At 64.1% G+C, this 6409-nt stretch carries 9 protein-coding genes; 4 read left to right on the top strand and 5 right to left on the bottom strand.

Going from position 1 to position 6409, the window contains the following annotated elements; translation table 11 throughout:
- Nucleotides 1-99 precede the first annotated feature (99 nt).
- The 3 genes from fusA to rpsL are packed head-to-tail and all read right to left on the bottom strand — an operon-like array spanning nt 100 to nt 3054.
- Complete coding sequence (gene fusA, locus DK847_RS20270) at nt 100-2172, bottom strand: elongation factor G (protein ID WP_111200371.1); 2073 nt, start codon at nt 2170-2172, stop codon at nt 100-102.
- Nucleotides 2173-2193: 21 nt separating this feature from the next.
- Nucleotides 2194-2664 carry a 30S ribosomal protein S7 gene (gene rpsG / locus DK847_RS20265; RefSeq protein ID WP_111200370.1) on the bottom strand — a complete coding sequence of 157 codons (471 nt, stop codon included), beginning with the start codon at nt 2662-2664 and terminating at the stop codon, nt 2194-2196.
- An 18-nt stretch (nt 2665-2682) separates the two neighbouring features.
- The gene (gene rpsL / locus DK847_RS20260) at nt 2683-3054 is read right to left on the bottom strand and encodes a 30S ribosomal protein S12 (RefSeq protein WP_111200369.1); all 372 of its coding nucleotides are present in this window, start codon (nt 3052-3054) and stop codon (nt 2683-2685) included.
- Between the two features lie 449 nt (nt 3055-3503).
- On the opposite strand from rpsL, the gene DK847_RS20255 reads away from it, so the two are divergent.
- The 4 genes from DK847_RS20255 to DK847_RS20745 all read left to right on the top strand — a co-directional run bounded on the left by DK847_RS20255 (nt 3504) and on the right by DK847_RS20745 (nt 4686).
- Nucleotides 3504-3914, top strand: a complete 411-nt coding sequence (locus DK847_RS20255; protein ID WP_111200368.1) for a VOC family protein — start codon at nt 3504-3506, stop codon at nt 3912-3914.
- A gap of 143 nt (nt 3915-4057) precedes the next feature.
- A complete protein-coding gene (locus tag DK847_RS20250; RefSeq protein WP_111200367.1) occupies nt 4058-4243 on the top strand; it encodes a YjiS-like domain-containing protein in 186 nt (61 codons plus the stop codon).
- Nucleotides 4244-4338: 95 nt separating this feature from the next.
- On the top strand, nt 4339-4503 hold the full coding sequence (locus tag DK847_RS20245) for a YjiS-like domain-containing protein (RefSeq protein WP_161957409.1): 165 nt from the start codon (nt 4339-4341) through the stop codon (nt 4501-4503).
- A gap of 30 nt (nt 4504-4533) precedes the next feature.
- The gene (locus DK847_RS20745) at nt 4534-4686 is read left to right on the top strand and encodes a hypothetical protein (protein WP_161957408.1); all 153 of its coding nucleotides are present in this window, start codon (nt 4534-4536) and stop codon (nt 4684-4686) included.
- Between the two features lie 70 nt (nt 4687-4756).
- Here DK847_RS20745 and DK847_RS20240 read toward each other — a convergent pair whose 3' ends face one another.
- Complete coding sequence (locus DK847_RS20240) at nt 4757-6259, bottom strand: cryptochrome/photolyase family protein (protein ID WP_111200365.1); 1503 nt, start codon at nt 6257-6259, stop codon at nt 4757-4759.
- Nucleotides 6256-6408: a DUF2256 domain-containing protein gene (locus DK847_RS20235; RefSeq protein WP_111200364.1), complete on the bottom strand. Its 153-nt coding sequence runs from the start codon at nt 6406-6408 to the stop codon at nt 6256-6258. Before DK847_RS20235 ends, DK847_RS20240 begins: the two co-directional genes overlap by 4 nt.
- Between the last annotated feature and the right edge of the window lies 1 nt (nt 6409).

Raw genomic sequence — 6409 nt, 5'->3', positions numbered from 1 at the left:
TCTTGCCGTGGTCAACGTGGCCAATCGTGCCAATGTTGCAATGCGGCTTGTCGCGGTTGAATTTCTCTTTGGCCATCGGATGTCTCCGTTCTCAGCTAATTAGGCGTATTTCTTCTTGATCTCTTCGGCCACCTGGCCCGGAACCTGGGCATAGTGGTCGAACTGCATGGTGTAGGACGCGCGTCCCTGGCTCATCGAACGAAGGTTGTTGATGTAGCCGAACATGTTGGCGAGCGGCACCAGCGCGTTGATGATGTTCGCGTTGCCGCGCATCGACGTGCCGACGATCTGGCCGCGGCGGGAGTTGAGGTCGCCGATCACCGAACCGACGAACTCTTCGGGCGAGGTGACCTCGACCTTCATCATCGGCTCGAGCAGCACCGCACCGGCGTTCTCGAAGGCTTCACGCATGGCTGCGCGGGTGGCGATTTCGAAGGCGATCGCGGAGGAGTCGACTTCGTGGTAGGCGCCGTCGATCAGCGCGACCTTGAGGTCGACGACCGGGAAGCCGATGAGCGGACCAGAGGTCAGCACCGAGTTCAGGCCCTTTTCGACGCCGGGGATGTATTCCTTCGGCACCGAGCCGCCGACGATGCGGGACTCGAAGGCATTGCCGGCACCGGCCTCGTTCGGCTCGATCTCGAGGATGACGCGTGCGAACTGGCCCGTGCCGCCGGTCTGCTTCTTGTGGGTGTAGTCCTTGGTCACCTTGCGGGTGATGGCCTCACGATAGGCGACCTGCGGGGCGCCGACCTGGACTTCGACCTTGTGGGTGCGCTTCAGGATGTCGACCTTGATGTCGAGGTGAAGTTCGCCCATGCCCTTGATGATGGTCTCGCCGGACTCGCTATCGGTCGAGACGCGGAAGGACGGATCCTCGGCAGCGAGCTTGTGCAGCGCCACGGCCATCTTTTCCTGGTCGCCCTTGGTCTTGGGCTCGACCTTCATCTCGATGACGGGATCCGGGAATTCCATCTTCTCGAGGATGACGGGCTTGTTGGGGTCGCACAGCGTGTCGCCGGTGCGGCTGTCCTTGAGGCCCACGAGGGCGACGATGTCGCCGGCATAGGCTTCGGAGATTTCCTCGCGGTTGTTGGCGTGCATGAGAACCATGCGGCCGACGCGCTCGGACTTCTCGCGGGTCGAGTTGAGGAGCGACATGCCCTTGGTGAGGACACCCGAGTAGATGCGGCAGAAGGTCAGGATGCCGTACTGGTCATCCATGAGCTTGAAGGCCAGCAGCGACAGCGGCGCGTCGTCGGACGAGGGGCGCGTGGTCTCTTCGCCGGTCTTGGGGTCGATGCCCTTGATGGCCGGACGGTCGAGCGGCGACGGGAGATAGTCGACGACGGCGTCGAGCAACGGCTGCACGCCCTTGTTCTTGAAGGCAGAGCCGCACAGCACCGGGAAGAAGGCGCCGGTCAGAACGGCCTTGCGCAGCAGCTTCTTGATGGTGGGGATGTCGAGTTCCTTGCCATTCAGATAGTCGTCCATGGCCTGGTCGTCGAGTTCGGCGCAGGCTTCGACCATGTCGGCGCGGGCCTGGACGGCGGCGTCCATGAGGTCGGCCGGAATGTCTTCATCGTGGAACTTGGCGCCGAGCGCCTCGTCTTCCCACACCACGGCCTTCATGCGGACCAGGTCGATGATGCCCTTGAAGTTGTTCTCGGCACCGATCGGCAGCTGGATCGGAACCGGGCGGGCGCCGAGGCGCTCCTTGATGTCCTTGATGCACTGCTCGAAGGATGCGCCGGTCTTGTCCATCTTGTTGCAGAACACGATGCGCGGGACGGAATACTTGTCGCCCTGGCGCCACACGGTCTCGGTCTGGGGCTCAACGCCCTGGTTCGAGTCGAGCACGCAGACCGCACCGTCGAGCACGCGCAGCGAACGCTCGACTTCGATGGTGAAGTCGACGTGCCCGGGGGTGTCGATGATGTTCATCCGCTTGCCGTTCCAGAAAGCGGTGGTGGCGGCGGAGGTGATGGTGATGCCGCGCTCCTGCTCCTGCTCCATGAAGTCCATGGTCGCGGCGCCGTCATGGACTTCGCCGATCTTGTGGGACTTGCCGGTGTAATAGAGGATGCGCTCGGTGGTCGTCGTCTTGCCGGCATCGATGTGGGCCATGATGCCGAAGTTACGATAGTCCTCGAGTTGGTGGGCGCGGGCCATGATCTTGGTGTCCTGTAGCTCTTACCAGCGGTAGTGCGAGAAGGCGCGGTTCGCTTCCGCCATCTTGTGGGTGTCTTCACGCTTCTTCACGGCGGTGCCGCGGTTCTGCGAGGCGTCGAGCAGCTCGCCCGACAGACGGTCGACCATGGTGGTCTCGTTGCGGTTGCGGGCCGCGGTGATGATCCAGCGGATGGCGAGAGCCTGGCGGCGCTCGGCGCGGACCTCGACGGGGACCTGGTAGGTCGCACCGCCCACACGGCGGGAACGGACCTCGATGGCCGGAGCCACGTTGTTGAGGGCCTCGTGGAACACCTGCACCGGGTCGGCCTTGGCCTTGGCCTGGATCTTGTCGAAGGCGCCGTAGACGATGCCTTCGGCAACCGACTTCTTGCCCTCATACATGAGGTTGTTCATGAACTTCGAGACGACGAGGTCGCCGAACTTCGGATCCGGATTGATTTCACGCTTCTCGGCGCGATGACGACGCGACATTCTTTAATCTCCCCGATCTTACTTCGGACGCTTCGCGCCGTACTTCGAACGGCGCTGACGACGCTTGACGATGCCCTGGGTGTCGAGCACGCCGCGGATGATGTGATAACGAACGCCCGGAAGGTCCTTCACGCGGCCGCCGCGGATCATCACCACCGAGTGTTCCTGAAGGTTGTGGCCTTCACCCGGGATGTAGCTCACGACTTCGAAGCCGTTGGTGAGGCGAACCTTGGCCACCTTGCGGAGCGCCGAGTTCGGCTTCTTCGGCGTGGTGGTGTAGACGCGCGTGCAAACGCCGCGCTTCTGCGGGCAAGCCTGCATCGCCGGGACCTTGTTACGATAGGTCGGCGCCTGGCGCGGCTTGCGAATGAGCTGGTTGATCGTCGGCATTGTGGCCTTGTCTCTACCTTCGAACCCGATTGCACATAACAAAAACACCAGCGTGACCCGGGCTCTTGGATCGCGCAGTGCTCAAAACCAGAGGACCATGGAGCCGGCAGGGCCCACAGGGTCGTGACCTTGAATGTCCTTCTTCGCTGCCCTCGAAAGCGTTTCGGTGCGCGGAGCACCGACGGGCCTGCCGTTGGGAAGCGTGGCGGGTTCTACGAGGGGGAGCGCGCGCTGTCAACCCTAAAAAGCGGCCATTTTGCCGGGCGAAACCGCCATTTCCGGCGTTTTGCAGGGGGTGATTGTGCGCTGCACATATAATTCTACGCCCCCCGGCACCTCATTGCCACAATGAATCGTTGTCCGGCCACATCACCGCCCGTTTCCACCCCGATTCTCCCCTCCCGACGGCGACTTCGACCCCCCGGAAACAGGCAGAAAGGAAGAATCGCATGGCGTCCTCGCCCCTCAAGGTCTGGTGGCATGAGCTGAACACCTGGGAACCCGAGCAGGCCCGGCACTTCTACAGCGTGACGCTCGGATGGGATTTCCAGCCCACGACGCTGCCGGACGGCACCCGTTACTGGGTGGCCCACAAGGATGGCCGGGCCGTCGGCGGCATCTTCCAGCTGACCGAACCCGATTTCGAGGGAATCCCCGCCCACTGGATGACCTACCTCGCGGTGGACGACATCGCTGCCGCCCAGCGCCGGGCAGAGCAGGCCGGCGGCGAGATCCTCCGCCCGGCTTTCCGGCTTCCGGGAGTCGGTCGCCTCTCGGTTGTAAATGATCCTTCCGGCGCCGTCATCGGCTTGATCGAGCCCGAAGGCGTCCCGGCGGAGCTTCGCGCGCCCCTGCACTGAGCAACGGCCACGCGGGCGGGGAGCTTCCCCTAGCGGAAGCCTCCCGCCTGCCCGGCACGCGGCATCAGGTGATGCCGGTCACAGACTCCGGCAAGCCATGAAGGCTAGGGACGGCGCCAGCCACCCTGACCGAGGATCGATCCATGACGACGACGACCATCACCACCACCCTCCCCCTGGCCCGCCGCCTGACCCGTGGCCTCGCCTCCCTGCTCGCGCCGGCCCGCCGGCGCCGCGCCCTGGCGGAGATCTCGGAACTGGACGATCACCTGCTCCGTGACATCGGCCTCAGCCGGATCGACGTCGATGCGATGCGCCGCATGTGGTGAGGCGAGGCATTTTTCCATCCTGACGTGGCAATTGTCACAGCGCTGCAGCACACCCCGGCCTAGAACGGCAGTCATCCAACAGGAGGATGCCCGCCATGACAAAGCTCTCTTTCCTCGCCGGTTCGGTTGCCCTGTTCGCCCGCCCACCGCGCCGCGATGGCCGTGACGCCTATGCCCAGCTCAACCACTATGACGACCACATGCTGAAGGACATCGGCCTGTCGCGTGCCGATGTCGAAGGCCTGCGCCGCAACCGCTAGCCAGCCAACCCGTCACCGAGGATCGCCAGCATGTCGAACATATCGCTCACCGGCCGCATTGCCCGCACCTTCAACCGGATCGGCCGCAGCCGCACCTACGGCTCACCCCGCCACCTCAACGACTACATGCTGAAGGACATCGGCATCACCGCGGATGACCTCGGCATCGGCCGCACGCGCTGAGGCCGGCAACCACCCCATCTTGTTTGTTCCCAAACCCATGCCCCGGCCGGCCGGGGCATTTTTCATGGCGTCAGGCGAGACCGGCGAGGAAAGCGGCCGCGTGGCGGGAGATGTCAACCTTCCTGTCCCCTTCCATCTTCGCCAGCGTGCGATATGGCATCGCCATGCGCGGGTTGGCCTTGAGCTTGTCCTCGTTGCGGATGAGAAAGTCCCAGTAGAGGTAGTTGAACGGGCAGGCCTTGGGGCCGAGCTTCACGTCCGGCCTGTAGCGGCAACCGGCGCAGTAGTCGGACATGCGGTCGATGTAGGCGCCGGACGCCGCATAGGGCTTCGACGCCATCACGCCGCCATCCGCGAAAAGAGCCATGCCGTGGGTGTTGGGGAGTTCCACCCATTCGAAGGCATCGGCATATACCAGCAGGTACCACTCCTCGACTTGCCTCGGGTCGAGGCCGGCCAGCAAGGCGAAATTGCCCGTCACCATGAGGCGCTGGATGTGGTGGGCATAGGCATGGCGCCTGGTGTCGCCAATCGCCTGGGCCAGGCAGTTCATCTCGGTCTTGCCCGTCCAGAAGAAAGATGGCAGCGGGCGGCGGGCGTCGAGGAAGTTCGTCTCGGCGTAATCCGGCATCCTCTGCCAGTAGAGGCCGCGGACGTATTCACGCCAGCCGAGGATCTGGCGGATGAAGCCCTCGACGGCATTGAGCGGGGCGTCGCCCCGGCTCCACGCCTCCTGCGCGAGCTCGCAGATCTCGCGCGGGGTGAGCAGGCCGATGTTGAGATAGGGCGAGATGACGGAGTGATAGAGGAAGACGTTGCCCTGCTTCATCGCATCCTGATAGTCGCCGAAATGCGGCAGGCACGCGGTGATGAAATGGTCGAGCGCCTCCAGCGCGTCGGCGCGCGTGACCGCCCAGCCGAAGGGTTGGAGGTCGCCGAAGTGATCGGGAAAGCGTTGCGCCACCATGTCTATCACCTCGCGCGTGATCGCGTCCGGCTCGAAGCGGCGGCGCGGCGGGGGCGTGAGGTCCTTGGGCAGTGACTTGCGATTGTCGTGGTCGAAGTTCCACTGGCCGCCGACGGGATCGTCACCCTCCATCAGGAAGCCCGAGAGGCGGCGCATGTCGCGGTAGAAGAATTCCATGCGCAGCTGCTTCCTTCCCTGCGCCCAGGCGGCGAAGGAGGCGGGCGTGGCGAAGAAGCGGTCGTCGGACAGGATCTCCGCGCCCCAACCCTTCATCATCTCCATGACACGCCATTCGCCGGGCTCGGTGACGACGATGCGCGCGGACCTGTGGCGGGAGATGGCGCGCTGCACCTCGCCGGTGAAGGAGCCGGTGTTGGCGGGATCGTCGAGGCTGACATAGTCCACCGCAAAGCCGTGGTGGCGCAGCTCCTCCGCGAAGTGGCGCATGGCGGAGAGGATGAAGACCAGCTTCTGCTTGTGATGCTTCACATAGGTGGCCTCTTCCGCCACCTCCATCATCAGCACCGTGTCGCCGGGCACATAATCGCGCAGGCTCGCCAGGCCGCGCGTCAGCTGGTCGCCCAGAAGGATGCGGAGGGTGCTCATGGTTTTTTCTTCAGCGCGGCGCGGCAGCGGTCGGAGCAGGTCTTCACATTGTCCCAGTCACGTTCCCACTTCTTGCGCCAGGTGAAGGGACGGCCACAGGCGGCGCAGGTCTTGGTCGGGAGCTCCGACTTCTTCTGCATGCGCGGCATG

This window comes from Aestuariivirga litoralis, assembly GCF_003234965.1.
GTDB classification, from domain to species: domain Bacteria; phylum Pseudomonadota; class Alphaproteobacteria; order Rhizobiales; family Aestuariivirgaceae; genus Aestuariivirga; species Aestuariivirga litoralis.
This window is presented reverse-complemented; position numbering and strand designations above follow the sequence as displayed.

Excerpts from the sequence above, each read along its gene's own strand:
- rpsG (WP_111200370.1), bottom strand. The coding sequence starts at position 2,664 with ATGTCGCGTCGTCATCGCGCCGAGAAGCGTGAAATCAATCCGGATCCG.
- rpsL (WP_111200369.1), bottom strand. The coding sequence starts at position 3,054 with ATGCCGACGATCAACCAGCTCATTCGCAAGCCGCGCCAGGCGCCGACC.
- DK847_RS20250 (WP_111200367.1), top strand. The coding sequence starts at position 4,058 with ATGACGACGACGACCATCACCACCACCCTCCCCCTGGCCCGCCGCCTG.
- DK847_RS20240 (WP_111200365.1), bottom strand. The coding sequence starts at position 6,259 with ATGAGCACCCTCCGCATCCTTCTGGGCGACCAGCTGACGCGCGGCCTG.
- DK847_RS20245 (WP_161957409.1), top strand. The coding sequence starts at position 4,339 with ATGACAAAGCTCTCTTTCCTCGCCGGTTCGGTTGCCCTGTTCGCCCGC.
- DK847_RS20255 (WP_111200368.1), top strand. The coding sequence starts at position 3,504 with ATGGCGTCCTCGCCCCTCAAGGTCTGGTGGCATGAGCTGAACACCTGG.
- DK847_RS20745 (WP_161957408.1), top strand. The coding sequence starts at position 4,534 with ATGTCGAACATATCGCTCACCGGCCGCATTGCCCGCACCTTCAACCGG.
- DK847_RS20235 (WP_111200364.1), bottom strand. The coding sequence starts at position 6,408 with ATGCCGCGCATGCAGAAGAAGTCGGAGCTCCCGACCAAGACCTGCGCC.
- fusA (WP_111200371.1), bottom strand. The coding sequence starts at position 2,172 with ATGGCCCGCGCCCACCAACTCGAGGACTATCGTAACTTCGGCATCATG.